The organism is Aureimonas glaciei (assembly GCF_014643375.1).
In the GTDB taxonomy this organism is placed as follows: domain Bacteria; phylum Pseudomonadota; class Alphaproteobacteria; order Rhizobiales; family Rhizobiaceae; genus Plantimonas; species Plantimonas glaciei.
This window is the reverse complement of sequence record NZ_BMJJ01000005.1, coordinates 77658-101205: the sequence shown is the minus strand read 5'-3', so window position 1 is coordinate 101205 and position 23548 is coordinate 77658. Positions and strand designations below refer to the sequence as shown.

At 67.1% G+C, this 23548-nt stretch carries 25 protein-coding genes; 13 read left to right on the top strand and 12 right to left on the bottom strand.

Going from position 1 to position 23548, the window contains the following annotated elements; translation table 11 throughout:
* Positions 1–299: 299 nt before the first annotated feature.
* From ligA to IEX88_RS12150, 5 genes are all read left to right on the top strand, one after another.
* On the top strand, positions 300–2531 hold the full coding sequence (gene ligA, locus IEX88_RS12170) for an NAD-dependent DNA ligase LigA (RefSeq protein WP_188850924.1): 2232 nt from the start codon (positions 300–302) through the stop codon (positions 2529–2531).
* Positions 2528–3379, top strand: coding sequence for a 3'-5' exonuclease (locus IEX88_RS12165; RefSeq protein WP_188850922.1), 852 nt, complete (start codon positions 2528–2530; stop codon positions 3377–3379). The genes ligA and IEX88_RS12165 overlap by 4 nt, the downstream gene beginning before the upstream one ends.
* A 238-nt stretch (positions 3380–3617) precedes the next feature.
* Entirely contained in the window at positions 3618–4097 is a 480-nt protein-coding gene (locus IEX88_RS12160) for a YbjN domain-containing protein (protein WP_188850920.1), read from the top strand.
* Positions 4098–4303: 206 nt separating this feature from the next.
* On the top strand, positions 4304–5011 hold the full coding sequence (locus IEX88_RS12155) for an AzlC family ABC transporter permease (RefSeq protein ID WP_188850918.1): 708 nt from the start codon (positions 4304–4306) through the stop codon (positions 5009–5011).
* Between the two features lie 10 nt (positions 5012–5021).
* On the top strand, positions 5022–5318 hold the full coding sequence (locus IEX88_RS12150) for an AzlD family protein (protein WP_188850916.1): 297 nt from the start codon (positions 5022–5024) through the stop codon (positions 5316–5318).
* 87 nt (positions 5319–5405) lie between these two features.
* Here IEX88_RS12150 and IEX88_RS12145 read toward each other — a convergent pair whose 3' ends face one another.
* Positions 5406–6434: a Tim44 domain-containing protein gene (locus IEX88_RS12145; protein WP_188850914.1), complete on the bottom strand. Its 1029-nt coding sequence runs from the start codon at positions 6432–6434 to the stop codon at positions 5406–5408.
* A gap of 100 nt (positions 6435–6534) precedes the next feature.
* Complete coding sequence (locus IEX88_RS12140; RefSeq protein ID WP_188850912.1) at positions 6535–7719, bottom strand: vWA domain-containing protein; 1185 nt, start codon at positions 7717–7719, stop codon at positions 6535–6537.
* A gap of 119 nt (positions 7720–7838) precedes the next feature.
* Here IEX88_RS12140 and IEX88_RS12135 point away from each other — a divergent pair, with 119 nt between their 5' ends.
* Both IEX88_RS12135 and IEX88_RS12130 read left to right on the top strand, forming a co-directional pair.
* Positions 7839–8165, top strand: a complete 327-nt coding sequence (locus IEX88_RS12135) for a hypothetical protein (RefSeq protein ID WP_188850910.1) — start codon at positions 7839–7841, stop codon at positions 8163–8165.
* Between the two features lie 5 nt (positions 8166–8170).
* Positions 8171–8521, top strand: coding sequence for a helix-turn-helix domain-containing protein (locus IEX88_RS12130; protein ID WP_244640108.1), 351 nt, complete (start codon positions 8171–8173; stop codon positions 8519–8521).
* 17 nt (positions 8522–8538) lie between these two features.
* On the opposite strand, the gene IEX88_RS12125 is transcribed toward IEX88_RS12130, so the two are convergent.
* From IEX88_RS12125 to IEX88_RS12115, 3 genes are read right to left on the bottom strand one after another with little or no spacing between them, the layout of a single operon-like run.
* Positions 8539–9351: a PhzF family phenazine biosynthesis protein gene (locus tag IEX88_RS12125; RefSeq protein ID WP_188850908.1), complete on the bottom strand. Its 813-nt coding sequence runs from the start codon at positions 9349–9351 to the stop codon at positions 8539–8541.
* Position 9352: 1 nt separating this feature from the next.
* Positions 9353–9802 carry a GNAT family N-acetyltransferase gene (locus IEX88_RS12120; RefSeq protein WP_188850906.1) on the bottom strand — a complete coding sequence of 150 codons (450 nt, stop codon included), beginning with the start codon at positions 9800–9802 and terminating at the stop codon, positions 9353–9355.
* Positions 9799–10638 (bottom strand): AAA family ATPase, encoded by an 840-nt coding sequence (locus tag IEX88_RS12115; RefSeq protein WP_188850904.1) that lies wholly within the window; start codon positions 10636–10638, stop codon positions 9799–9801. Before IEX88_RS12115 ends, IEX88_RS12120 begins: the two co-directional genes overlap by 4 nt.
* A 163-nt stretch (positions 10639–10801) precedes the next feature.
* Here IEX88_RS12115 and IEX88_RS12110 point away from each other — a divergent pair, with 163 nt between their 5' ends.
* Both IEX88_RS12110 and IEX88_RS12105 read left to right on the top strand, forming a co-directional pair.
* Positions 10802–11455 carry an SH3 domain-containing protein gene (locus IEX88_RS12110; protein WP_188850902.1) on the top strand — a complete coding sequence of 218 codons (654 nt, stop codon included), beginning with the start codon at positions 10802–10804 and terminating at the stop codon, positions 11453–11455.
* A 123-nt stretch (positions 11456–11578) separates the two neighbouring features.
* Entirely contained in the window at positions 11579–12064 is a 486-nt protein-coding gene (locus tag IEX88_RS12105; RefSeq protein WP_188850900.1) for a BA14K family protein, read from the top strand.
* A 101-nt stretch (positions 12065–12165) separates the two neighbouring features.
* Here the strand turns inward: IEX88_RS12105 and IEX88_RS12100 are convergent, their stop codons facing one another.
* Positions 12166–13989: an aminopeptidase P family protein gene (locus IEX88_RS12100; RefSeq protein WP_188850898.1), complete on the bottom strand. Its 1824-nt coding sequence runs from the start codon at positions 13987–13989 to the stop codon at positions 12166–12168.
* Positions 13990–14266: 277 nt separating this feature from the next.
* Here IEX88_RS12100 and IEX88_RS12095 point away from each other — a divergent pair, with 277 nt between their 5' ends.
* Complete coding sequence (locus IEX88_RS12095) at positions 14267–14476, top strand: hypothetical protein (protein ID WP_188850896.1); 210 nt, start codon at positions 14267–14269, stop codon at positions 14474–14476.
* 222 nt (positions 14477–14698) lie between these two features.
* Here IEX88_RS12095 and IEX88_RS12090 read toward each other — a convergent pair whose 3' ends face one another.
* The 4 genes from IEX88_RS12090 to IEX88_RS12075 all read right to left on the bottom strand — a co-directional run bounded on the left by IEX88_RS12090 (position 14699) and on the right by IEX88_RS12075 (position 17718).
* A complete protein-coding gene (locus IEX88_RS12090) occupies positions 14699–15574 on the bottom strand; it encodes a 50S ribosomal protein L11 methyltransferase (RefSeq protein ID WP_188850894.1) in 876 nt (291 codons plus the stop codon).
* Positions 15575–15587: 13 nt separating this feature from the next.
* Positions 15588–16178 carry an SCO family protein gene (locus IEX88_RS12085; RefSeq protein ID WP_308423843.1) on the bottom strand — a complete coding sequence of 197 codons (591 nt, stop codon included), beginning with the start codon at positions 16176–16178 and terminating at the stop codon, positions 15588–15590.
* A gap of 125 nt (positions 16179–16303) precedes the next feature.
* Positions 16304–16462 (bottom strand): hypothetical protein, encoded by a 159-nt coding sequence (locus IEX88_RS12080; RefSeq protein WP_188850892.1) that lies wholly within the window; start codon positions 16460–16462, stop codon positions 16304–16306.
* 44 nt (positions 16463–16506) lie between these two features.
* Positions 16507–17718 carry an MFS transporter gene (locus IEX88_RS12075; protein ID WP_188850890.1) on the bottom strand — a complete coding sequence of 404 codons (1212 nt, stop codon included), beginning with the start codon at positions 17716–17718 and terminating at the stop codon, positions 16507–16509.
* A 158-nt stretch (positions 17719–17876) separates the two neighbouring features.
* Here IEX88_RS12075 and IEX88_RS12070 point away from each other — a divergent pair, with 158 nt between their 5' ends.
* On the top strand, positions 17877–18248 hold the full coding sequence (locus IEX88_RS12070; RefSeq protein WP_188850888.1) for a DUF2019 domain-containing protein: 372 nt from the start codon (positions 17877–17879) through the stop codon (positions 18246–18248).
* A 52-nt stretch (positions 18249–18300) separates the two neighbouring features.
* On the opposite strand, the gene IEX88_RS26830 is transcribed toward IEX88_RS12070, so the two are convergent.
* Entirely contained in the window at positions 18301–21384 is a 3084-nt protein-coding gene (locus IEX88_RS26830; protein ID WP_244640106.1) for an ATP-dependent helicase, read from the bottom strand.
* Positions 21385–21594: 210 nt separating this feature from the next.
* Here IEX88_RS26830 and IEX88_RS12055 point away from each other — a divergent pair, with 210 nt between their 5' ends.
* Positions 21595–22470: a dienelactone hydrolase family protein gene (locus IEX88_RS12055; protein WP_188850886.1), complete on the top strand. Its 876-nt coding sequence runs from the start codon at positions 21595–21597 to the stop codon at positions 22468–22470.
* Complete coding sequence (locus IEX88_RS12050; protein WP_188850884.1) at positions 22467–22985, top strand: hypothetical protein; 519 nt, start codon at positions 22467–22469, stop codon at positions 22983–22985. The genes IEX88_RS12055 and IEX88_RS12050 overlap by 4 nt, the downstream gene beginning before the upstream one ends.
* A gap of 44 nt (positions 22986–23029) precedes the next feature.
* Here the strand turns inward: IEX88_RS12050 and IEX88_RS12045 are convergent, their stop codons facing one another.
* Positions 23030–23515: a thioesterase family protein gene (locus IEX88_RS12045; protein ID WP_188850882.1), complete on the bottom strand. Its 486-nt coding sequence runs from the start codon at positions 23513–23515 to the stop codon at positions 23030–23032.
* Positions 23516–23548 lie beyond the last annotated feature (33 nt).

The following is a 23548-nucleotide window of genomic DNA, read 5'->3' as shown; positions in this document are numbered from 1 at the left end:
TGCAAGCGAGAGGGCTATGGTAGTGGCGCTGGCAGCTTTCGTTCGCAGGGCGCTGGCCCCCTGATGCTCGTCATCCCGGGCTTGACCCGGGATCCATGCCACAACAGTTCCCTTGCAAAACCGGTGGAGGAAGAGCGCAGGGACAGGGCTGCACTTGACCCAGCCGACGATTTGGAATGGATCCCGGATCAAGTCCGGGATGACGAAGCGGGAAGGGCGAGCCAAGTCCCAAACCTTCGTGCGCCGTCCCGTCGAGACGCACTGTCCTTTTTCGACCTCCCATCGCAATGGCGCATTCCATGACCGAGATCGAAGACCTCACGCTCGAAGAAGCCGCCGCCGAGCTGGAACGGCTGGCGAAGGAGATGGCCGAGCACGACCGGCGTTACTACCAGGACGACGCACCGACCATTTCCGACGCGGACTACGACGCCCTGCGCCAGCGCAATCTGGCGATCGAGCAGCGCTTTCCCGACCTCGTCCGGCCGGACTCGCCGTCCCTCAGGGTCGGCACCGAGGTCTCGGAGAAATTCGCCAAGATCACCCATGCGCTGCCGATGCTCTCACTCGACAACGCCTTTTCCGACGAGGACGTTGCGGACTTTTCCGTGAGGGTGCGCCGTTTCCTGAAGCTTTCGGAGGATGCCCCGCTCGCCATCACCGCCGAGCCGAAGATCGACGGCCTGTCGCTGTCGCTGCGCTACGAGGGCGGCAAGCTCGTCTCGGCGGCGACGCGCGGCGACGGCACGACCGGCGAGGACGTGACCCTCAACGCTCGCACGATCAAGGACATCCCGGTGACGCTGAAGGGCGAGGCACCGGATGTCTTCGAGGTGCGGGGCGAGGTCTACATGACCCATGCCGATTTCGCTGCGCTGAACGAGCGACAGACGGAGGCCGGCAAGCCGGTCTTCGCCAATCCGCGCAACGCCGCCGCCGGGTCGCTGCGGCAGCTGGATTCGCGCATCACGAAAGCGCGGCCGCTGCATTTCTTTGCCTATGCCTGGGGCGAGGCGAGCGCCGTGCCGGGCGAGACGCAGACCGAGGTTGTCGCCGCCATCGCCGGCTTCGGCTTCAAGGTCAACGCGCTGATGCAGCGCTTCACCGACGTCGCGGGCCTCGTCTCCCACTACCACGCCATCGAGGAACAGCGGTCGGCGCTCGGCTACGACATCGACGGCGTCGTCTACAAGGTCGACGACCTCGCTTTGCAGAAGCGCCTCGGCTTCGTCTCGCGCTCGCCCCGCTGGGCCATCGCTCACAAGTTCGCGGCGGAGCAGGCGACGACGGTCCTGCGCGACATCGAGATCCAGGTCGGGCGCACCGGGGCACTGACCCCCGTCGCCAAGCTCCAGCCGGTGACGGTCGGCGGCGTCGTCGTCTCCAACGCCACGCTGCACAATGCCGATTACATCAAGGGCGTCGGCCAGGGCGGCGCGGTTTTGCGGGAAGGGCGGGACATCCGCATCGGCGACACCGTGATCGTCCAGCGCGCCGGCGACGTGATCCCGCAGGTGGTGGACGTTCTCTTGGACAAGCGCCCGGCCGATGCCGCGCCCTACGTCTTTCCGAGCCGCTGCCCGATCTGCGACAGCCATGCGGTGCGCGAGGACGACGGCGTCGTCACCCGCTGCACCGGCGGACTGATCTGCCCGGCGCAGGCGGTCGAGCGCATCCGCCATTTCGTCTCGCGCAACGCCTTCGACATCGAGGGTCTCGGCGAGAAGCAGGTGGAATTCTTCTTCAAGGCCGAAGACGAGGCGCTGCGCGTGCGCACCCCCGCCGATATTTTTACCCTGAAGGAGCGCCAATCGCGCTCGACCTTGAAGAAGCTGGAAAACATCGACGGTTTCGGTCCGGTCTCGGTCGGAAAGCTGTTCGCGGCGATCGACGAGCGGCGAAACATTTCGCTGTCGCGCTTCCTCTACGCGCTCGGCATCCGGCATGTCGGCGAGACCAACGCCAAGCGTTTTGCCCGGCACTATGGCAGCCTTTCCGCCTTCGCCACTGATGCCGCGAGCGCCATCCTGCCGGTGGACAAGAAGGACAAGGGCAACGAAGCCTGGCAGGCGATGAACGACATCGACGGGATTGGCGCCGTCGTCGCCGAGGCCGTCGTCGAGTTCTTCGCCGAGGCGCACAATCGCGAGGCGCTTGCGGCTCTCCTCGATCAGGTGACGGTGATGGACGAGGTTGCCGTCGTCGATATGTCCTCGCCGGTCGCCGGCAAGACGGTGGTGTTCACTGGGACGCTCGAGCAGATGACGCGCGACGAGGCGAAGGCGATGGCCGAGGCGCTCGGCGCAAAAGTGTCGGGTTCGGTGTCGAAGAAGACCGACCTCGTCGTCGCCGGCCCCGGCGCCGGCTCCAAGCTGAAACAGGCGACCACCCTCGGCATCGAGGTGATCGACGAGGCCGGCTGGTTCGTGCGCATCGGCCGCGACGCGGCGCCGGAGGCGGCCGAGGGCGCTGACGCGGTCGGGCTGACGCCCGATGCGGCGGCGCAAGCCGAAGCGGAAGACCCGGCATGACCGTCATCGCCATCGACTTCGAGACGGCGACGTCGCGGCGCGACAGCGCCTGCGCCATCGGACTCGCCTGGATCGAGAAGGGTGAGGTGACGCGCCGGGAATACCGCTTGATCCGGCCGCGCGATCTCGATTTCCACCCCGGCAATGTCCGGGTGCACGGCATCACCGCCCATGACGTGCGCGACGCGCCGACCTTTCCCGCCGTCTTTCGCGAGTTCGCCGACGGGCTCGATGGCGCGCTGATCCTGGCGCACAATGCCAGTTTCGACATCTCCGTCCTGAATGCCTGCCTGCAGTCCTACGGCATGCCGCGTCCCGCTTTGCAGTCGGGCTGCACGCTGGCTCTGGCGCGGCGGCTGTGGCCGAGCGAGCCGAACCACAAGCTGTCCTCGCTGGCCGACCGTTTCGGCCTGCGCTTCCGGCACCATCACGCGGGCGACGACGCCTTTGCCTGCGCCCATATCGCGCTCGAGGCGGTGCGGGCGGCCAAGGCCAAGGACGTGCTGGCCCTGACGCGCCGCATGGAGCTCCTGAAGACCCATCCGGCGCTTCCCGGGCTCGTCCGCGACGGCGTCGCGGCGCGGGCGCTGGCGGCGCTGAACGTCGTGCGCACGCCGCAGCCGGCCGATGCCTCGCTCTTCGTCGTCAAGGGTTCGCGCGGCACGCCCTACGAGATCCGCCTGCGCATGAAGCCGGGCAGGGCGCCGGAGCTCCTGTGCTCCTGCATCGGCGCACGCTTCCGGGCCGACTGCCGGCATGTGAAGCTGCTGAAGGCCGGCAATCTCGCCGATCTCCTGTCCGACAACCGCAAGGATGCCGGCAGGATCGCGGCGCTGTTCGCCGCCTGAGCCTGGGTCAGAGAGCAGTCTTGGACGGCGCCGCCATGGCTTTCGTCCGGATCCGCACGGGGTGCGTGATCGGATAGTACTGACGGCCACGAACCCTGCTGGCGCCGTTCTGCCGACCTTGCCGGGGCCCTGGCTGTCATGCCATTCTGGGGATGCCTGACGGACCTGCGCGTGTCTCCTGGCGCCGACTGCAGCCTTCCGTGCCCCTTCCCTTCGTTCCCATCATCCGAGGTCTTCGATGCCTGCAGTCGCCCTCCGGTCCTGGCTTCTCGCCGGGCTCATGTCTCTTGCCGCGACCACCGGCCATGCCGCCACTGTGGACGCCACCGACCCGGCGGCCCTCCTGAACCTCGTCAAGGGGTTCGGCTCGGGCACGCTCGACAAGGACGACGGCGGCGACCCGATGATCAAGGGGCGGATCAACGGCGTCGGCTACGTGATCTTCTTCTTCGGCTGCACGGACAACAAGGCCTGCCAGTCGATCAGCTTCTATGCGGGCTGGGACATGAACACGGTCACGCCGGAGCAAATCGCCGACTGGAATCTCAACAAGCGCTTTGCCAAGGCCTATCTCGACAAGTCGGGACAGCCGGCGATCAGCATGGACGTCAATCTCCAGGGCGGCGTCACCACCGCCAATTTCGAGGACAATCTCGACTGGTGGCAGACGCTGATGACCGGCTTCAAGGCCGATGTCCTCGACAAGGCACCGAAATAGGCCGGATCGGCCATCGCCTCTCGGCAAGCGGTCAACCGGCGACAGCAAATTCTGACCTGATCGCCGGGCGGCAGCGTGCCATACCGTGCGGCGGCGCGGCGCGGGGCGGTCGATGTTTCGTACGCTTGGCTTGCATTCGCCGGCTCGACCCGGCCGGTCGCCTCGGTCTAGAACAGGGGGCCGAATGCTCCCGCCGTGAGTCCCGATTGTCCCCAGCCAGTGAAGTCCGCGACGCCCTGCGCCGCGTCCTCCCCCTCATTGTCGCCATTGCGCCCTTCGGGCTGGTCTACGGCGCCGTGGCGCAGGATGCCGGGCTGACGACGGCCGAAATCCTCGGCTTTTCGGCCCTCGTTTATGCCGGCGCCAGCCAGTTCGTGGCGCTGGAGATGATCGGTCTGGGATCACCGGTCATGGCGGTGGCGGTCACCATCTTCGCGCTGAACTTTCGCCACGTCCTCTATTCGGCCTCCGTCGGCCGCAACCTCACGCGCTTCTCGCCGCTGCAGAAGGCGATGGCCTTCTTCTTCCTCGTCGACCCGGTCTTCGGCGAGGCGGAGGTGCGGGCAGCGAGGGGGCCGATCACCAAGCGCTTCTACTTCGTCTACGCGGTGGTGATGTATTTCTGCTGGATGCTGTCCTCGCTGGCCGGGGCGCTGTTCGGCAGCCTGATCGGTGATCCCGCGACGCTGGCGCTCGACTTCATTCTGCCGGTCTATTTCCTGACGCTGATGATGGATTTTCGGCGCCGGTATAATTTCCTCCCCGTCGCGCTGGCGAGCGGCATCGTCTCGCTGGTCCTGCTGGTGACCGTCGGTCCGCCTTGGAACGTCACCGTCGGCGCGCTCGGCGGCATCCTCTATGCGGTCTTCGCCAAGCCGGCACCGCCGCGCGACACCGCCGACAAGCCGGCGTGAGGGCCTGCCCGTGAACGACATCTGGCAGATCATCCTCCTCGGCGCCGTCTTGACCTATGTCACGCGCTTTGCGGGCCATGTCCTCCTGACCCGCATCGAGCGCCTTCCGCCGCGTGTCGAGGCGGCGCTCGACGCGGTGCCGGCGGCGGTTCTGGCAACCATCGTCGCGCCCGTCCTCGTCACCGGCGACTGGCCGGAGCGGGTGGTCATTCTGCTCTGCGCCTTTCTCTGTCTGAAGCTCCCGGTGATCGCCACGGTCACCATCGGCGTCGTCCTGGTCGCCGCCGCCCGCGCCCTGGGGCTCTGACGCGAGGCACGTGAGGCTTCACGCAGGCGCGAACGAAAACGGGCGCCTTTCGGCGCCCGCAGCATCAAATCCGGTCGATGGAAGCGATCAGGCTTCCTGGATCGCCGAGAGCAGCCAGGTGCCGCCGCGCTCGCGCGTAAAGGTCCAGGTCTCCGTGCTCTCGCTCGCCTGTGTGTTGTCGCCCTCGACCACCTTGCCGGTGGCCCGCTCGACCGTGGCGTCGATCGAGGAGTAGCGCATGTCGACGGTGGCGTATTCGCGGTTGCCTTCTCGCCAGCTCTCGGCGACGTCGCCCTGCAGCAGCTTGACGTCCGAGACCTCGTTCTTCAGGCCGTTGGAGGCGTTCTGGCCGAGTTCCTCGGAGAAGTAGGAAACCATCTCCGGCGTCGTCAGCCGGCGCAGCGCGGCATAGTCCTCGCGGCCATAGGCGCCCTGGATCTCGGCGAGCATGCGCTCGAAGGTGGAGAGGTCGTCGCCGGTGATGCCGAGCTCGTCGGGATTGCCGGTGCGACGGGCACCGCCCGCACGCGCCGCGTTGCCGCCGCCGAGCGCGGCACCGATGCCAGGCACCGAGCGCAGGTTTGGCTTCTGTGCCTCATAAGCCGTGCTGTTGGCGTTCGCGCCGTTCATTCCCGGCGCGTTGCCCATGCGCGGCGCGGCACCCGCGGTCGCGCCGGCCGGCGACGAGCGGCGGAAGAAGCGCATGGCGAGCATGATGGCGCCGCCAATCAACAGGACCTGGAAGAGCAGGCTGAGAATGCCGCCCATGCCGCCGAAGCCGCTGCCCATCATCAGACCGAACAGGCCGCCGAGGGCGAGGCCGCCCAGCATGGACCGGCCGAAACCGCCGAACATGCCGCCGCCGCGCTGCGAAGCTGCGCCCGTCGTCGAATTGGCGGAGGGCGAATTGGGCGTCATCGAGCGCTGCACCGGCGCTGCGGGAGTCGGGGCCGTCGTGGTCGCCGGCGCGGACTGGTAGGTCCGGGCGCCACGGCTGCCGAAGCCGCCGCCACCACCGGCACGGCGCGCATCGGCATAGTCGACGGCGAGCATGGAGAAGCCCATCACGGCGACGGTGAAGAGGCTGGCCAGCCGGAATTTTCGGTTGAAGGGCATGTTTTCTGTTTCCTCGCTGCGAAGTCTTTGAACGGCATGTGGGGACGAAAGGGAAAGATGTCAGCGCCGCCGGATAATTTTTATCGTCCGAGGCGTGAACCTATCGTGCGAGCGCCCGCGTGGCGTCGCCGATGCCCTGCAGCGTCAGCCCGTACATCCGGTCGTCAACAGCCTGGCGCACCATGCCGATCGACTGGACGAAATCCCAGTCGCGCCGCGGCACCGGATTGAGCCAGGCCGATTTCGGCCATTTCGCCATCAGCCGCTGCAGCCAGACGCTGCCGGGCTCGGCGTTCCAGTGCTCGACCGAGCCGCCGGGCATGGCGATCTCGTAGGGGCTCATCGAGGCGTCGCCGACGAAGATCGCCTTGTAGTCCGAGCCGAAAGTGTTGAGGACGTCGAGGGTCGGCACCGTCTCCTGGTGCCGGCGGCGGTTGTCGCGCCACAGCCGCTCATAGGGACAGTTGTGGAAATAGAAGATCTCGAGATGGCGGAATTCCGCGCGGGCCGCCGAGAACAGTTCCTCGACGTCGCGCACATGGTCGTCCATCGAGCCGCCGCTGTCGAGGAAGAGCAGGAGCTTCACGGCATTGCGCCGCTCGGGCCGCGTCTTGACGTCGAGATAGCCGTGTTCGGCCGTCGAGCGGATCGTGCCGGACAGGTCGAATTCTTCCTCCGCCCCCTCGCGCACCCACCGCCTCAGGCGTTTCAGGGCGATCTTGATGGTGCGGGTGCCGAGCTCGACGCCGTCGTCGAAATTCTGGAACTCCCGCTTGTCCCAGACCTTCGTCGCACGGCGGTGGCGGCTCTCCGCCTGGCCGATCCGCACGCCCTCGGGATTGTAGCCATAGGCGCCGAAAGGGGAGGTGCCGCCGGTGCCGATCCATTTCGAGCCGCCCTGGTGGCGCCCCTTCTGCTCTTCCAGCCGTTTTTTCAGCGTTTCCATCAGTTTCTCGAAGCCGCCGAGGCTCTCGACGAGGCGCTTTTCCTCCTCCGTCAGGTGCTTTTCGGCCAGCCGTCGCAGCCACTCCTCCGGCAGCGCCCGCGCCTCGACGCCGGTCTCGCCCGACACTGCCTCGACGCCCTTGAACACCCTGGCGAAGACCTGGTCGAAGCGGTCGATGAAGCGCTCGTCCTTCACCAGACTCGCCCGCGCCAGGAAGTAGAAGGCCTCGACGTCGAAGGTGACGAGATCGGCCGCCACGGCATCGAGGAAACCGAGATGCTCGCGCAATGTGACGGGAACGCCGGCGGCTTTCAACTGAAGGAAGAAGGAGAGAAACATGCGGGGGAGGATAGCCGATCCATCAGGCTTGTCAGCCCTGTCGTAGGCACAATAGTCTATGCCGAGGGGTAGCAGACTGTTGATGCAAATGCGCCAATGGCGTATATGGGGTTGGTCGGATGGTGCCGACGCTGACGCTCGAGATCGCGAAGACGCAGCGATTCAGTCTCGACTGCGCACTCTATGGATTTGGTGACGACAGCCTCCTGCGGGCTTGTCAGATCCTGGTACACAACCCTGTGGTCGGCCGCCCCTACATCGATAACGTCGCCTTGTGGTCTTGGCAGTTCGGGGAATTCGATCTGATCTACGCCATCAGTGGCGATTTTTCGAAGCTGGTACTTTTGGAATTGCGACCGCATGTCGAAAATCCAGGCTCGACGATCGAGCGCATGTTCTCCGCGATTGATCGGATCAACGCGATCAAGCGACTGTTTGGAGTTTGAGAGGCATGGCAATGAAGTCGAAGAAGACGCCCGAGGAGGAAGCCGAACATCTGGCGGAATCCTTGGAGCAGGCGCTGAAATGGTTCGAAGGAGATGACAGCTATGTCACCGTCCATCGTTACACGATCACAGTTCCCGATGTCGCCACGCTGCGCCGCAGGCTGAAGCTCACGCAGGCCGACTTCGCCCTCAAGATCGGCGTGCCGGTTTCGACCTTGCGCAACTGGGAGCAGGGGCGCCGCTATCCGACCGGTTCGGCGCGCGTCCTTCTCAACGTGCTGGAGAAGCATCCCGATCTGGTGATGTCGGTCATCGAGGCCAGCGTTCCCGTTGCCGTGCCCGAAATGGTCCCCTGAAGGCTTGGCTCTGCCTTTCAGCCCGGCACTGAAATCTCGCCCTTGAGATACAGCACGGCATGGCCGGCGACGGTCACCGCGTCATTCTCCAGCCGGCAGGTTAAGTCGCCACCGCGCGCGGAAATCTGGCGGGCGGAAAATTCCGTCTTGCCGAGGCGGCCGGCCCAGTAAGGTGCGAGGCTGCAATGGGCCGAGCCGGTGACCGGATCCTCGTCGATGCCGGCCTTCGGCGCGAACATGCGCGAGACAAAGTCGGCGCTGTCGCCAGGCGCCGTGGCAATCACGTTGCGGGCGGCAAGGCCTGCCATGGCGGCGAAGTCGGGCGTGAGCGCGGCGACCTCGGCCTCGGTCGCGAACACCGCCATCAGCGTCACGTCGTCCGTGGCGGGAATGATGAGCACTTCCTGCGGCCGGGCGCCGAGAACCGCCGCGACGGCGTCGACGTCGCCCGAGCCATCGACATTGCGGCGGGGCAGGCGCATGGCGAAGCCGCCGCCCTTCTCCCGCGTCACGACGAGGTCGCCGGCCTGTCGCGTCGCAAACGTCATCGTCTCGCCGGCCTGTCCGAGTACCTCGGCGAGGAGAAAGGCGCTGGCGAGCGTCGCATGGCCGCAGAGCGGCACCTCGATCGTCGGCGTGAACCAGCGCAGTTCCCAGCGGTCGGCGCCGGCCGGCACGAGATAGGCCGTTTCCGACAGGTTGTTCTCCAGAGCGATCTTCTGCAGCAGGTCGTCGGAGAGGAAGGCGTCCATCGGCACGACGGCGGCCGGATTGCCGGCGAAGACGGATTGGGTGAAGGCGTCGATCTGGTAGATCGCAAGCGTAGTCATGTCAGGGCTTTCGCTGGTATTTGATGAAGGGCGTCACCGCCGCGATGCGGTCGTAGAGCGTCCTTGCCGTGGCGTTGAATTCCTGCGTCATCCAGTAGACGGTCGGGCAGCCCGCCGCATCGGCCTCGGCATAGACCGCCTCGATCAGCTTTCGCCCGACGCCGGTGCCTCGCACGTCGGGATCGGCATAGAGATCCTGGAGATAGCAGACGTTCTCGACCCGCCAGCAATGGCGGTGGAAGAGGAAATGCACGAGCCCGATAGGCTGGCCGTCCGCTTCCGCGATCAGGCCGCGATATTCGTTGTCCGCGCCGGAGAGGAGGCGGGCGAAGGTCGTGGCATAGACCTCCTCGGGGACCGTCGTCTCGTAGAACCGGAGATAGCCGGTCCACAGCCGGCGCCATTCGGCTTCGTCGGCGGCGGCGAGGGGGCGGATGAGGACGGAGGTCATCCGCGTCCCCGCGCCATGAAGGCCAGGCGCTCAAACAGGTGCACGTCCTGCTCGTTCTTGAGCAGCGCGCCGTGAAGTCTCGGCAGGATTTTGGACGGGCTGTCGCGCAGGTCTTTCGCCTCGACGTCCTCGGCCAGCAGCAACCGGATCCAGTCGAGCGCCTCGGAGGTCGAGGGCTTCTTCTTCACACCGGGCTGTTCGCGGATCTCGTAGAACTGCGTCAGCGCGGCGCGCAGGAGGTCCTGCTTGATGCCGGGATGGTGGACCTCGACGATCGCCGCCAGCGTCTCGGGTTCGGGAAAGCGGATGTAGTGGAAGAAGCAGCGGCGCAGAAAGGCGTCCGGCAGTTCCTTCTCGTTGTTGGAGGTGATGATGACGATCGGGCGATGCCTGGCGCGGACCGTCTCGTCGGTCTCGTAGACGTAGAATTCCATCTTATCGAGCTCCTGCAGGAGGTCGTTCGGGAATTCGATGTCGGCCTTGTCGATCTCGTCGATGAGGAGGACGACCTTCTCGTCGGCGGCAAAAGCCTCCCAGAGCTTGCCGCGGCGGATGTAGTTGGCGATGTCGTTGACGCGGGGATCGCCGAGCTGGCTGTCGCGTAGGCGCGAGACCGCGTCGTATTCGTAGAGGCCCTGCGCGGCGCGGGTTGTCGACTTGATGTTCCATTGGATCAGCCGCAGGCCGAGCGCCCCGGAGATCTGGAAGGCGAGCTCGGTCTTGCCGGTGCCGGGCTCGCCCTTGACGAGGAGTGGGCGCTCCAGCGCGATGGCGGCGTTCACCGCCACCATCAGGTCCTTGCCCGCGACATAGTCCGGGGTTCCGGAAAACCGCATGCCTTCGTCCTTTCGTTGAGTGCCGGCAGGATAGAGGCTCGCACGAAGAGGGCAAGGGCAGGGGCCTTGCGGCGACAGCGCTCCCATGCGGTGGGCCGCAGCTGGTTGCCCATCGACACCGGCCTTTGCTCGTGCTCACTGGAGCCGAATGAGGAGTTTCAAGATGAGTCTTCGCCTGGGCGCACTGCTGGTCGCAATGACCCTAGTTCTCGATCCGGCCGCCGCCGGATCTCGCATCGCCGGGACCGTCCCGACATCGGCGGGCTTCATCCTCGTCTCGGACAGCGGCGCTTTCGACCGCAGCTGCACCGCCTATGTCGGGCAAGGCAATCTCGCCGAGGTGCCGGCGGCGGAGGCCGTGTCCTATTGCGCATGCCTGTCCGAGGAATTCGCGCAGCGCGGCCTGAAGCGTGACGCGCTGGACTTCTTCGCCAGGACTTACAGCGACGATCTCACCACCTTCATCCACGAATATCCCGAGGGCGAGGCCTGGATGCAGGAATCATTCGCCGCCGAGACCGCCTGCCAGGGCGTCGAGAGGGCCGAGCCGGCGACAGGCGCTGAGACCGGCCTGCCGCGCAATGCCGGCTCCTGGGGCGGTATCGTGCGCAGCGGCCCGGGCCAGCAGTACAAGCGTCTCGACGCTTTGCCGGAAGGCGCGCGGGTCACTCTCCTCGAGAACAGTTCGGTGATGGAGAACGGCTTTCCCTGGATGAAGATCTCCTTCGGCGAGGGCAGGACCGGCTACCAGTGGGGCGGCATCCTCTGCTCCATCGACACGCCGATGCCGGAAGTCTTCGAGATGTGCACGAAGTAGGATTTCCGCCGCCGATCGGGCCGTCGCGAAGCCGTGACCGCCCCCGGCGGCCATTGCCCATTCAGCAAAGGTTCAGGCTGACCTATGTTCTCTGGCACGAAGACAGTCCCAGAGGAGGCAAGGATGCGCATTCCGAATTTCCTGCACAGCCGCGTGCTGGCAATCGCCGTCGCCATGGCCGTGGTACCCGCCGCCATTCCATCAAACGTACCGATCGTCGGCGTTTCCAAGGCGGAGGCCCGCGACTTCGGCCATCGCTACTACCGTCATGGCGCGCGCTCTCACCACCGCGGCTTCTACCGCGGCGGCCGCCACTACGGCAGACCCGCTTACGGCAGCCGCTATCACGGCCGCCGCCATTATGGCGGGCGTCACTATCGCCATCACCGGCGCTACAATGACGGGGTCGGAATCGGTGCGGCCATCATCGGCCTCGGCGTCGGCGCGGCTATCGCCAATTCGGGGCCTCGGTACTATCGCGAGCCCGCCTATGGCCACGCGGTCCGAAGCCCGGAATGGTACCGCTATTGCGCCGCCCGCTATCGTTCGTTCGATCCGCGCAGCGGCACCTTCCAGCCCTATCACGGCCCGCGGCGACTCTGCCGCTAAGGCGCCGGTGACATGAGCGGAGGCGAGACGGACCGTCTCGCCTCCGCGTTGTCATCCCAGGGGGCGTGGAATGCGCCCTTGGTAAGGCGAACGGCGGGCTGTCAGGCCGGCAGCGGCGCCGTCGCCTGCGCGAGCCATTCGGCCGCCGTGTCGTCGAGGAGCGGCGACAGAAGTGCCCGCGTCGCCGCGTGATAGGCGTCGATCCAGGCGATCTCCTCCGGCACGAGCAAAGCGGGGACGATGAGCCGCCGGTCGATCGGCGCGAAGGTCAGCGTCTCGAAGGACAGCATCGGCATGTCGCCGCCACTAATGTCCGTCGCCGGTTCGGTCAGCACGAGGTTTTCGATGCGGATGCCGAATGCGCCCTCGCGGTAGTAGCCTGGCTCGTTCGACAGGATCATCCCCGGTTCCAGCACGGCCATGCCACGCCGTGAGATCGACTGTGGACCCTCATGCACCGCCAGATAGGACCCGACGCCATGGCCGGTGCCGTGCGCGTAGTCCGATCCCGCCTTCCACAGTGCGATCCGAGCCAGCGGGTCGAGGTCGATGCCGCGCGTGCCCTTGGGAAAGCGCGCGGTGGAGATCGCGATCATCCCCTTCAGCACCAAAGTGAATTTCTGCCGCATCTCCTCGGTCGGCGTGCCGACCGGCACGGTGCGGGTGATGTCGGTGGTGCCGTCCTGGTACTGCGCGCCGGAATCCAGGAGGAACAGCTCGCCCTCGCCGAGCAGACGGTCGCTCTCGCGGTTGACGCGGTAGTGGACGATCGCGCCATTCGGGCCGGAGCCGGCGATGGTGTCGAAGGAGATGTCGCGCAGCGCCATGCCGTCCGCCTCGCCGAAGGCGGCCCTGAACGCGGCGAGCCTTTCGGCGGCGGCGATCTCGGTGACGGTGCCGGGCGCGCAAGAATCCAGCCAGGCCAGGAAGGCGACGATCGCCGCGCCGTCCCGCCGGTGGGCGGCCCGGCTGCCGGCGATTTCTGCGGCATTCTTGATCGCCCGGGGCAAGCGGGCCGGGTCGGGCCGCGGCCGGACCGTGCCGCCGGCTTCCTCGATCAGCGTCGCGATGCGTGCGGCGGCCAGCGTTGGATCGAGCATGACGACCCTTCCGCCGAGCGTCGAAAGGATTGCATCGAAATCTTCGGGCGCCCGGAGATCGGCGAGCCCGCCGAGATAGGGACCCGTGGCCGCCGACAGCTTGTCCGGGTCGATGAACAGCTGCGGACGGGCGCTGCGATGCAGGATGGCGAAGGACAGGGGCAGGGGGGTGTGCGGCACGTCCGCGCCGCGGATGTTGAAGGTCCAGGCGACGGACGCGGGATCGGTCAGCACCACCGCGTCGGCGCCTTCCTTGGCGAGGACCGCCGCGATGGTGGCGAGCTTTTCCTCGGCCGTCTGTCCCGCCAGGCCATCGGGATGGCGGGAGACTTCACCCTTCGGCGCTAGAGGCCGGTCGTTCCAGATGCGGTCGATCGGATTGCCGGCGAGTTCCACTAGGGCCCCGCCTTTGGCTTCCAGGATTTCGCGCAGCTTCTTCACCTCGCCGATCGTGTGCAGCCAGGGGTCGATGCCGATCCGCAAGGCCCGCGGCTGGCTTTCGAGGAAGGCCGGGAGCGGTGTCTCGACGGAGGAGACCGGCTCGAACACGGCGAGATCGACCTGGTCGCGGACCTGCAGCGTGTAGCGGCCGTCGACGAAGACATAAGCCGTGTCGGCCAGGACCAGCGCCGAGCCGGCCGAGCCGGTGAAGCCGGTCAGCCAGGCGAGGCGGGCAGCGCAATCGGGAATGTATTCGCCCTGGTGCTCGTCGGCGCGCGGCACCACGAAGCCGTCGAGACCCTGGTCGGCGAGGATGCGCCGCAGCCGCTCGACGCGTCCGGCGCTCTGGCTGAAGTCGATGGCGTCGTCGAAATTCTGGAACATGGGGCCTCCCGTCCGTCCTGCCGGTCGCCGCGGAAGAGGCGGGCCGAACGGCTGCATAGACCATATTCCGGGTCGGGATGGCCAGCGGCTGCGGCGAGCCGCTCGGCGGCCCTCTCATGGGAAATCGGTAATGATGAACGAAGTATGACCACCCCCGACTTATTGCATTGCAGCATGCGCGGGGGACCTATGCGGCAGCCGGGATACCGGAGAGTCCGCAGAGTGATCATATTGGCCTCAGGAGGTTCGATTCGAAGCCAATCCAGGAGTTCAAACCATGACGACCCTTTCCATCAGCCAGCCCAGCCTGTCGCGCTCCAACGCCAAGGGCGTTCTGCGCAGCGCTTTCGACCGTCTGATCGAGGCCCGCCACCTGCAGGCCCGCCGTTATATCTCGAACCTGTCCGTCCAGGGCCACGATCGTTTCGATCTCGCCGACATGGACCGCCGTTCGCTGTTCGAAGCCGGCGCGCCCGAGCGCAGCTGAGCCGGTCGCCGCGCCGTCATGGCAGCGGCGCCCTCTTCAGACTTTTCCAGATGACATTGTCAGACGCGTCGCAGTGACTCGTCATGAGCGATCGCGCGCCTGCGTCGGCGGCTAGTCGGCTAAAAGCGCCAGCCGACCGGCTCTGCCGCTCGGGCGCAGACGCGAAGCCCGACCTTTCTCCCCGCGCATCGACAAGGCGGCGGCCGACTGCTGACCCGCCATCTATCGTGTCAGATGCAGCGTGACCCATTCGCCGCGCCGCAGCGTTTGGCGATGGTACAGGCCCTGGGTGCGATAGGCCGACAGCACCGCCTGCCGCTGCCGCTCAAGAATGCCCGACAGCACGATGTCGCCGCCTGCCGCCAACTGGCCCTCGACGGCGGGCGCAAGATCCATCAGCGGCCGCGCCAAAATGTTGGCGACGATGAGCTCGTAGGGGCCGGCAAGCCGGATCGCCGGCGACTGCATGCCGACGGCAACGGCCGTCTTCACCAGGTTCGACACCCCGTTCTTCACGACGTTTTCCTGCGCGACCTCGACCGCGACGGGATCGATGTCGGTCGCCAGCACCGGAATGCGGGCGAGCTTGGCAATGCCGATGGCGAGCACCGCGCTGCCGGTTCCCAGGTCCAGCGCATTCAGCGGGCGCCGGCGCCGGACGAGGATATCGATCATCGACAGGCAGCCCGCCGTGGTCCCGTGATGGCCGGTGCCAAAGGCCTGGCCGGCCTCGATCTCGATCGACAGGTCGTTGGCGCGGATGATGCCGCGGTCATGCGCGCCATGGACGATGAAGCGGCCGGCGCGCACCGGCTTCAGCGCGGCCAACACCTCCTTCATCCAGTCGGTGTCGGGAATGGCTTCCACCGCGATCGCCGGATGCTGGATGCCGTCCAGCGCCGCCTCTACGTCGGCCAGGCGCGCGGCGCCGCCGGTCTCGTCGTCGAAATAGACCGAGACCTCGTGAATGTCGGCGGCCTCGTCGATCTCGGCGACGCCGACGGGGGCGTCCTCGTCCTCAAAAGCCTGGTCCCAGGCGGCGAAGATGCGGCTCGCCTCGGCCTTGGTCGTGCGCAGGTGGTAGCGGGTCTGGGTCAAGGGGCTTCCGGTGTCAGAGGGTGGCGAGGCGGTCGAGCTTCTCTTTGGCGGTCTTGGGGTCCTCGCCATAGGCGATGGTGCCGGAGAAGCGGCCCTTGGAATCCAGGAGGAAGGTCGTCGCGGTGTGGTCCATCAGATAGTCCGGGCCCTCGCCGATGCGCTTGGCGTAGACGCCCCAGCCTTTCAGCATGGCCGCGATGCCGGCGGGGTCGCCGGTGATGGCGGTGACATCGGGCGAGACCGCCGAGACGTAGTCCTTCAGGAGGGGGGCTGTGTCGCGCTCGGGATCGACGGTGACGAAGACGACGTTCAGCGCCTTGCCCTCGGCCGCCAGCTGGCTCTGGAAGCCGCCGAGCTCGGCCATGGTTGTCGGGCAGACGTCGGGGCAGTGGGTGTAGCCGAAGAACACCGCCGAGGGCTTGCCGAGGAAGGCCGCCTCGGTGATCTCGGCACCGTTCTGGTCGGTCAGCTTAAACGGCGTGCCATAGGCCGCCTGCTCGCCGTCGGGGCCGAGGCCCTGCCCGAGATAGAGCGAGATGGCGGCGCCCGCGCAGAGCGCGATCACCGCCCAGAGGCCGATCCGGAATATCGTCATGCCGCGCATCGTCTGTTCTCCTGCCCGTCCGCGGCCGGAAGGGCCGACGCGCGTGGTTGCGACAGGCGATACAACAGCCGCCCGCACGGCGCAAAGCCTGATGCCGGCCGGAGCCTCGCCTGCGGCGATCGGTGTCAGAAGCAGTTGCCCCAGCCGGCCTCGAGCATCGAGATGAAGATCGCCTCGCCCTGCGCCGCCCAGCCGGCGACGGCCAGGGCCACCACGGCGCAAAGCGCGACGAGGACGCCAATGAGAGGAAGAGGCGACAGGCGATGGGTGTTGGGCCGCGACATGGGTCGATCATAGTCACCGGCGACGCCTTGCGCCAGTCGCCGCCTCAGCCGGGGCGGCGCTCGCCGAGAAGGAAATAGCCGAGCGCCACGGCGGGAAAGCCGAGCCCGAGGATGCAGACGCCCTTCCAGCCGAAAGCGTGCAACACCGGGCTCGTCAGCGCCGAGCCGATCGCCCCGCCGGCGAAGAAGGTCGCCATGTAGACGGCGTTCAGCCGGCTGCGAATGCTTTCGTCGAGCGCGAAGATCTCGCGTTGGCCGATGACCAGATTGGCCTGGACGCCGAGGTCGACGAGAATGCCGGCCACGACGAGCGCGGCGAGCGAGGTCTCGCCGAACAGAGCGAGGCCGAAGCCGACGACCGCCGCCAGCATCGCCCCGATCGTGCCGGTGCGGCTGTGGCCGCGGTCGGCCAGCCGCCCGGCGATGGGCGCGGCGAAGACGCCGAGGACGCCCGACAAAGCGAACAACGCGACGCCGCTCGGGCTGAAGCCATAGGGTTCGGCCAGGAGAATCAGCGGCGCGCCGGTCCAGAACAGCGAGAAGCTGGCGAACATGGCGGCATGATAAAGCGCCCGGCGCCGCAGCAGGGGCTGGTCGACGAAGAGGCGCCCGAGCGAGCCGATCAGCGCGCCATAGGTTTTGGTCGCCGTGGGCTGGCGGGACGGCAGGAGGAAGAAGGCGGCGACGAGCAGCGCCGCAATTACCGCGGCCGAGGCGCCGAAGACGCCGCGCCAGCCGATGTATTCGGCGAGAAAGCTCGACAGCGGCCGCGCCAGGAGGATGCCGCCGAGGAGGCCGCTCATGACATTGCCGACCACCGATCCGCGGCGCTCGGGCGGCGCCATCGAGGCGGCGAGCGGCACCAGCAACTGCGCCGCCGCCGAGGTCACGCCGACGACGAGCGTCAGCGCGAACAGCGCGAAGAGGCCGGGCGCGAGCGCCAGGCCGAGGAGGCTCGCGACATTCGCCGCCATGGTGGCGAGGATCACCTTGCGGCTGACGAAGATATCGCCGAGCGGCACCAGCGCGATCAGGCCGGCGCCATAGCCGATCTGCGACGCCGTGACGATCCAGCTCTCGGCCGAGGAATCCAGCCCGACGCTGTCGCCGATCAGCCCGACCAGCGGCTGCGCATAATAGAGATTGGCCGCCAGCGCCCCGCAGGCGAAGGCGAAGAGCACGGTCAGCCCGGCCCCGAGACCCGCGCCGTCGACGGCGTGGCGGAGCCGCGGGGCGGCGGCGGGAATGTTGGGCATGGCCTGCTCGCAGAATCGGGGATGGGCGCCGGTATGGGGGCGGCGCTTCGTCAGCCTGACTTAGCGCAACAGGGGGCTGCCGCCAGGCGCTATTGCTGCGACGCAGCGTTCAAGCTTCAGTGTCGTCAACCGGCCCACTACCCAGGAGTCATGTGGCGATGACAGTCCGTGCTGTTCCGACATGGGACGATGCCGATCTGTTGGATGAGTTCGTCAAAATAGCCTTGAAGCAGGACGATGCCGAGCTCAAAGGCAATACCAGAGCCTTCAATCGTCTGTTCACGCAGAAAGTCGCCATCGTCGACGAACTGCGCAGCAGACCGGGCGATCATCGAAATTTGCTGACGGGTCTCTACGAGCACCAAAATCTGAGGGTTCGGCTGAATGCCGCGAGGGCGACCTTGGCTGTGGCTCCGCTTCAAGCGCGACGTGTTTTGGAGCAGTTGCGAGACTGGGGATACCCACCTTATGACGCCGACGCTCGGGAAACCTTGAGAGCCCTCGATACGGGATTTTTCGTGCCCAGGTGAGCTTTCCGTTTCGCAGCTCCGGCTGAAACGCAGCCGGCCCGGCACCACCGCCTCACGCCGCCTGCAAAAACCCCTCCAGCACCCTTTTCTGCCCAGCCTTGTCGAAATCCACCGTCAGCTTGTTGCCCTCGACGGCGACGACGGAGCCGGGGCCGAATTTGAGGTGGAAGACGCGGTCGCCGACGGAAAAGCGGCTTTCCTCCGTCATCACCGATTTCGCGACGAGCTCGCCCTGGATCTCGCGCGGGCCGCCTGATTTCGCGGAGGAATAGAGGCCGGCGCCCCGCCGCGGGGCCTGGTTGTGGCTGCGGTCCATGCGGCCGCCAAAACCTTCGCGCGGATTGTCGCGGGCCGGAGTGTCGTAGGCGTCCTCGTCGGGCGGGATTTGCGAATACTCGTCCATGCCGGCCTTGCGGGCGCTTTCGGCGGCATAGCGGTCGGCCTTGGCGGAGACATCGGAGCGCGCGCGCGGGTTTGGCCCGCTGACGCCGCCCTCGCCATAGCTCATGCCGTGGTCCTTTGGCCCGGAGCGCGAGCCCCAGGCGGTGTCGCGGCCCCCACCGCCGGTCTCGCCGGCGCGGGCGGCCTGGGCGCGCTTCCAGCCGGGCGTCTGGTAGGAGGTGGTCGAGAAGGCGTCGGCGTCCCAGCGCGAGGCGCCGTAGCCGCGCGATCCGCCGCCATAGCCGCCATAGGAGGTCGACGGCTCCTTTACCTCGACATGCGCCTCCGGCAGTTCGTCGAGAAAGCGCGAGGGAATGGTCGACTGCCAGAGGCCGTGAATGCGCCTATTGGAGACGAACCAGATTTTGACCCGTTTCTTGCCGCGGGTGATGCCGACATAGGCCAGGCGCCGCTCCTCCTCGAGCCCGGAGCGGCCACCTTCGTCGAGGGAGCGCTGGTGCGGAAACAAGCCTTCCTCCCAGCCGGGCAGAAACACCGTCTCGAATTCCAGGCCCTTGGCCGAATGCAGCGTCATGATCGAAACGGCATCCATGGCCGCGTTCTGATCGACATCCATGACCAGCGACACATGCTCGAGAAAGCCGCCGAGATTGTCGTAGAGGTCCATGGAGCGGATCAGCTCCTTGAGGTTGTCGAGCCGGCCCGGCGCCTCGGCCGAGCGGTCGTTCTGCCACATCTCGGTGTAGCCGGATTCCTCCAAAATCATCTCGCCGAGATCGGTGTGCTTCATCGTGGCGACGAGGCCGGCCCAGCGCTGGAAATTGGCGACGACCGTCCGCAGCGCCGCCCGCGGCTTCGGCTTCAGCTCCTCGGTGGCGCTGATCGCTTCGGCCGCGGCCATCAGTGGGATGCCCTTGGCGCGGGCGTAGTCGTGCAGGAGCCGCAGCGCCGCGTCGCCGAGGCCGCGCTTCGGCGTATTGACGATGCGCTCGAAGGCGAGGTCGTCGGCCGGCTGCACGACGCAGCGGAAATAGGCGAGCGCGTCGCGGATCTCCTGCCGCTCGTAGAAGCGCGGGCCGCCGATGACGCGGTAGTTCAGGCCCATGGTGACGAAACGGTCTTCGAACTCGCGCATCTGGAACGAGGCGCGGACCAGGATCGCCATGTCGTTGAGGAGATGGCCCTTGCGCTGGAGCTGCTCGATCTCCTCGCCGACGCCGCGCGCCTCCTCCTCCGAATCCCAGCCGGCGTTCACCTCCACCTTGTCGTGCTCGGGGTCGACATGGTCGGTGAACAGCGTCTTGCCGAGCCGGTCCTCGTTGTGCGCGATCAGCTGCGACGCCGCGCCGAGGATGTGGGCGGTCGAGCGGTAGTTGCGCTCCAGCCGGATGACGGTCGCGCCGGGGAAATCCTTGTCGAAGCGCAGGATGTTGTCGACCTCGGCGCCGCGCCAGCCATAGATCGACTGGTCGTCGTCGCCGACGCAGCAGATGTTGACAGTGTCGGTGGCGGGTTCGCGCGGGGGCGACTTCTGCTGCGGTGCCGTCTCCTGCGGGACGCGCGCGGGCGCGATCATGGGCCCAGTGCCGGAGGCTTCGCCCCAGGGCGGGGGAATGTTCTCGTCGTCGCCAAGGGAAGGATAGAAGCCTGGTTCCGGGTCCCCTCGTCCTTCGACAGGCTCAGGATGAGGGAACCCTGACGGTGGCGCAAAATCTCTTTCGTCTGCGGAGAGGGGCGCGCCGGTCAGATGCTCCTGCTCGTCCTCAAAATCCTCATACCCATCCGGACGCTCAGCGAAGTCTATTTCCGCATCCCGAGGCGCAAACGCAGCCCCCTCATCCTGAGCCTGTCGAAGGACGGGGGAACGGGCCGCCGCCGCTGGCGCTTTGCCCGCCGCATCGCCCCGCGCCTTCGGCCGCTGCGCCAAAAGCCGCAGCCAGAGATATTGCGCGACGTTGGTGTCCTGGTACTCGTCGACGAGGATGTAGCGGAAGCGGCGGTGGTATTCGGCGAGCACGTCCGGGTGGGCGCGGAAAATGGCGATCGGGTGCATCAGGAGATCGCCGAAATCGGTGGCGTTGAGGCTGACCAGCCGGTCCTGATAGGCCTGGTAGAGCATCCGCCCCTTGCCGTCGGCAAAAGCGCGCGCATCGCCCTCCGGAATGTCCTTCGGCGTCAGACCCTTGTTCTTCCAGCCGTCGACGAGGCCGGCGAAGGCGCGGGCGGGCCAGCGCTTGTCGTCGAGATTGGCGGCCTGGATCAGCTGCTTGATCAGGCGGATCTGGTCGTCGGTGTCGAGGATGGTGAAGTTCGATTTCAGCCCGACGAGCTCGGCATGCCGGCGCAGGATCTTGACGCCGATGGAGTGGAAGGTGCCGAGCCAGGGCATGCCCTCGACCTGCTCGCCGACGAGGAGCGCGATGCGCGTCTTCATCTCGCGCGCAGCGCGGTTGGTGAAGGTGACGGCCAGAATCTGGCTGGGATAGGCCCGTCCGGTCGACAGGATGTGGGCGATGCGCGTCGTCAGCACGCGCGTCTTGCCGGTGCCGGCGCCGGCCAGCACCAGGACCGGGCCCTCCGTCGCCTCGACGGCAGCGCGCTGCTCGGCGTTCAGGCCTTCGAGATAGTCGGGCGTGCGCTGGCCGCGCGCTGCCAGGGCGCGGGCGGCAATGCCGCCGCCGCGTGCCGCCGCTTCTTTCGGCTCGCGCCGGGTCGGATCGTTGGAATCGCTCATGACTTCCTATCTAATCGATCCCGCGGGGAACACTAGGGGAACGCGGCGATCGACTTGCCGCCTGCCGGAACCCGGGACAAGCGGGACGGCGGTAGCGAGGGGCATCGCCCGGCAGCACATCGTCGGGCAACGAACGCGCCGACTTGCCGTTGTTCCCGCTGATGCAGCGGAGCCGGTGGCAGGACCGCCAACAGACGGGGAGGAACAGGAATGAGCCGGACGAGGATCACCCAGGCGATGATCGACGCCTACGACGAATACACGCATCTGACGCTCGACCGCCGCGGCTTCATGCAGAAGCTGACGGGTCTTGCGGGCTCGGCCGCCGCGGCCGCGGCCGTGGCGCCGCTTCTGGCGGCCTCCAGCGCGAAGGCGGCGGTCGTCGCGCCCGACGATCCCGCGGTGACGGCAGTCTGGGCGACATACGAGGCTGCCGGCACCGAGATGAAATCCTATCTGGCCAGGCCCGCCGAAGGGGAGGGGCCGTTTCCCGGCGTCATCGTCATCCACGAGAACCGCGGCCTCAACGGCCATATCCAGGACGTCACCCGGCGGCTCGCCAAGGAAGGTTTCGTGGCGCTGGCGCCGGACTTCCTGTCCACCGCCGGCGGCACGCCGCCCGACGAGGACAAGGCGCGCGAACTGATCGGCGCCCTCGATCCCGAGCAGACGAAGGCGCTCGCCGTCGGCAGCGAGGCCTGGCTGCGCCAGGCGGACGGGGTGAACGGCAAGGTCGGGGCGATCGGCTTCTGCTGGGGCGGCGGCCTCGTCAGCGACCTCGCCATCGCTGATCCCGATCTCAAGGCCGGCGTCGCCTACTATGGAAGGCAGCCCGATGCGGCCGAGGTCGGCCAGATCAAGGCGGCGATGATGCTGCACTATGCCGGGCTCGACACCCGCATCAATGCCGGCATCGACGCCTACAAGGCGGCGCTCGAGAAGGAGGGCGTCGAGCACGAGATCCATGTCTACGAGGGCGTCAACCACGCCTTCAACAACGACACCTCCGCCGCCCGCTACGACAAGGCGGCCGCCGACCTCGCCTGGACGCGGACGGTCGACTTCCTGAAGGCGAAGCTCGGATGACGAAGCTTTCTTCCCGGCGGGTCCATCTCCAGCCCGATGTGGCGGACGGAATTCCAAACAGCGAGCTGCCGCTGATCGTCGCGACCGGCGCGATCGATCCGCCCCTGCCGCCGGCGGCCTTGCACGCGCAGCTGCGGCAGAACGGCTGGCAGGGGACGTGGACCTACACGATCTACGACTACTGGCATTTCCACGTCACCGGCTTCGAGGTGCTCGTGTGCGTGGCCGGAAAGGCCAGTATCGGCTTCGGCGGGGATCGCGGCACGGCGGTGACCCTCGAGCCCGGCGACGCCGTCTTCATCCCCGCGGGGGTGGGCCATCGCAGGCTCTCCGGTTCGCCGGATTTCCAGGTCGTCGGCGCCTATCCGCCGGGCCAGGACGGGACGATCGTGCGGGCCGGCGCGATGACGCTGGAGGCGGCGCGGCGGGCGATCGACGCGCTGGAGGTACCGGACGTCGACCCCTTGAGCGGCGCCCGGCCGGGACTGCTGGCGGCCTGGTGGCCGGAACGCTGAGGCCAGGGTCGCCTCGATGGTCGCCTCGATCGGGGGCTGCCGGCTCAGCCGGGCTTGCGGGGGATGCCGACCGAGCGTCCGAGCCGCTCCGGGCGCGGCAGCAGGGCGTCCTTGCCCGCGGCCTCGGTGATGGCCGCGAGAATGTCCGCCGGCCAGGGCGCGACCTTCGGGCCCGACATGTCGATCGACAGCACCAGGCCTTCGAGCGTGGCGGCGAGCCATCCGTCGGCATGGCGGAGCTCCTGATAGATGTGCAGGCGCTTTTCGTCGAAGTCGACGATCTGGCCAGTCACGTAGACGCTGTCGCGCTCGAACACCTCCCTGATATAGCAGACGTGGTTTTCCGCCACATAGGTCGTCATGCCCCGGCTGCTTGCATAGTCGGGGCCGAGTCCGAGTGCCGCGAGTTCCTCGTCGGCGCCCTGGTCGAACAGCACGTGATAATAGGCCAGGTTCAGGTGGCCGTTGTAGTCGATCCATTCCGGCCGGATGCGGAGCGGCGAGGAGCGGTGGGGAACAGTCTCGGTCATCTCTACCCTTATGGTTGGCACTGGCGGAACCCC

What these genes read in the sequence shown, in the direction of transcription:
- ligA (WP_188850924.1), top strand. Translation starts at nt 300, where the DNA reads ATGACCGAGATCGAAGACCTCACGCTCGAAGAAGCCGCCGCCGAGCTG.
- IEX88_RS12165 (WP_188850922.1), top strand. Translation starts at nt 2,528, where the DNA reads ATGACCGTCATCGCCATCGACTTCGAGACGGCGACGTCGCGGCGCGAC.
- IEX88_RS12160 (WP_188850920.1), top strand. Translation starts at nt 3,618, where the DNA reads ATGCCTGCAGTCGCCCTCCGGTCCTGGCTTCTCGCCGGGCTCATGTCT.
- IEX88_RS12145 (WP_188850914.1), bottom strand. Translation starts at nt 6,434, where the DNA reads ATGCCCTTCAACCGAAAATTCCGGCTGGCCAGCCTCTTCACCGTCGCC.
- IEX88_RS12140 (WP_188850912.1), bottom strand. Translation starts at nt 7,719, where the DNA reads ATGTTTCTCTCCTTCTTCCTTCAGTTGAAAGCCGCCGGCGTTCCCGTC.
- IEX88_RS12135 (WP_188850910.1), top strand. Translation starts at nt 7,839, where the DNA reads ATGGTGCCGACGCTGACGCTCGAGATCGCGAAGACGCAGCGATTCAGT.
- IEX88_RS12130 (WP_244640108.1), top strand. Translation starts at nt 8,171, where the DNA reads ATGGCAATGAAGTCGAAGAAGACGCCCGAGGAGGAAGCCGAACATCTG.
- IEX88_RS12125 (WP_188850908.1), bottom strand. Translation starts at nt 9,351, where the DNA reads ATGACTACGCTTGCGATCTACCAGATCGACGCCTTCACCCAATCCGTC.
- IEX88_RS12120 (WP_188850906.1), bottom strand. Translation starts at nt 9,802, where the DNA reads ATGACCTCCGTCCTCATCCGCCCCCTCGCCGCCGCCGACGAAGCCGAA.
- IEX88_RS12115 (WP_188850904.1), bottom strand. Translation starts at nt 10,638, where the DNA reads ATGCGGTTTTCCGGAACCCCGGACTATGTCGCGGGCAAGGACCTGATG.
- IEX88_RS12110 (WP_188850902.1), top strand. Translation starts at nt 10,802, where the DNA reads ATGAGTCTTCGCCTGGGCGCACTGCTGGTCGCAATGACCCTAGTTCTC.
- IEX88_RS12105 (WP_188850900.1), top strand. Translation starts at nt 11,579, where the DNA reads ATGCGCATTCCGAATTTCCTGCACAGCCGCGTGCTGGCAATCGCCGTC.
- IEX88_RS12100 (WP_188850898.1), bottom strand. Translation starts at nt 13,989, where the DNA reads ATGTTCCAGAATTTCGACGACGCCATCGACTTCAGCCAGAGCGCCGGA.
- IEX88_RS12095 (WP_188850896.1), top strand. Translation starts at nt 14,267, where the DNA reads ATGACGACCCTTTCCATCAGCCAGCCCAGCCTGTCGCGCTCCAACGCC.
- IEX88_RS12085 (WP_308423843.1), bottom strand. Translation starts at nt 16,178, where the DNA reads ATGCGCGGCATGACGATATTCCGGATCGGCCTCTGGGCGGTGATCGCG.
- IEX88_RS12080 (WP_188850892.1), bottom strand. Translation starts at nt 16,462, where the DNA reads ATGTCGCGGCCCAACACCCATCGCCTGTCGCCTCTTCCTCTCATTGGC.
- IEX88_RS12075 (WP_188850890.1), bottom strand. Translation starts at nt 17,718, where the DNA reads ATGCCCAACATTCCCGCCGCCGCCCCGCGGCTCCGCCACGCCGTCGAC.
- IEX88_RS12070 (WP_188850888.1), top strand. Translation starts at nt 17,877, where the DNA reads ATGACAGTCCGTGCTGTTCCGACATGGGACGATGCCGATCTGTTGGAT.
- IEX88_RS26830 (WP_244640106.1), bottom strand. Translation starts at nt 21,384, where the DNA reads ATGAGCGATTCCAACGATCCGACCCGGCGCGAGCCGAAAGAAGCGGCG.
- IEX88_RS12055 (WP_188850886.1), top strand. Translation starts at nt 21,595, where the DNA reads ATGAGCCGGACGAGGATCACCCAGGCGATGATCGACGCCTACGACGAA.
- IEX88_RS12050 (WP_188850884.1), top strand. Translation starts at nt 22,467, where the DNA reads ATGACGAAGCTTTCTTCCCGGCGGGTCCATCTCCAGCCCGATGTGGCG.
- IEX88_RS12045 (WP_188850882.1), bottom strand. Translation starts at nt 23,515, where the DNA reads ATGACCGAGACTGTTCCCCACCGCTCCTCGCCGCTCCGCATCCGGCCG.